Source organism: Blautia sp. AF19-10LB (genome assembly GCF_003461245.1).
GTDB classification, from domain to species: domain Bacteria; phylum Bacillota; class Clostridia; order Lachnospirales; family Lachnospiraceae; genus Blautia_A; species Blautia_A intestinihominis.
Genome location: NZ_QTWS01000096.1, coordinates 1 through 725 on the forward strand (window position 1 = coordinate 1; position 725 = coordinate 725).

A 725-nucleotide genomic window follows, 5' to 3' on the forward strand; every position below is an offset into this window, starting at 1 on the left:
TTTTTTCTCAACCTTCTTTCTCGGAATTCCCTATATTTGAATTATACAAGAAGCTCCTTCAAATAGTTATTTTATTTTTCATGATTTTCAAAAAAAGTTCTATTATATTCATGAAGCTTCTCTATTTCTATTACTTCTTCATCTGTCATATCTGATGTACGATAATATGGATACAACTCATAACCATCAACACTATAATTATTTGCTTCATCCGTATCTGTATTGTTATCTGAAAAATCACTTTCTGCCTCGATTCCCAACGGTGCATCCACATTGTCTTCGCGGCTAGACATTTTGGGAATAATTTCAATTTGTAAGTTATCATTTTCATTTGAAGCAAACACACCTAATGCAGATGTTATAGTAAAAAACACAGCAAGTATAGTAATAAAGGGAGTATGCTTTTTGAATTTCATAATTTTCACAATTCTTTCTTTTACAGAATTTCCTCCAAATCTGTTGGCAACTGAAAAAAATCTTAAATCATAATCTGCCATCTCATAAATGCAAAGAGCATATTCCTTCCGGTTTTTATAATCCATATTTCTAATAGCTTCCTCATCACATGCAAATTCCATGTCCTTTGATAAAAAATAATATAAAATCCAGACAAATGGATCAAACCAATAAAGGCAAAAAATAAAAGCTGACAATGATTTTACTAAATTAACCTATTGTGCTACTTCAAATAAATTATATGAAAACCTGTAAATGCGCAAAGAATC

1 protein-coding gene is annotated in these 725 nt (G+C 29.9%); it reads right to left on the reverse strand.

What is annotated here, in order from left to right; translation table 11 throughout:
* Positions 1-71: 71 nt before the first annotated feature.
* Positions 72-653 carry a M56 family metallopeptidase gene (locus DWX28_RS19225; protein ID WP_118254800.1) on the reverse strand — a complete coding sequence of 194 codons (582 nt, stop codon included), beginning with the start codon at positions 651-653 and terminating at the stop codon, positions 72-74.
* Between the last annotated feature and the right edge of the window lie 72 nt (positions 654-725).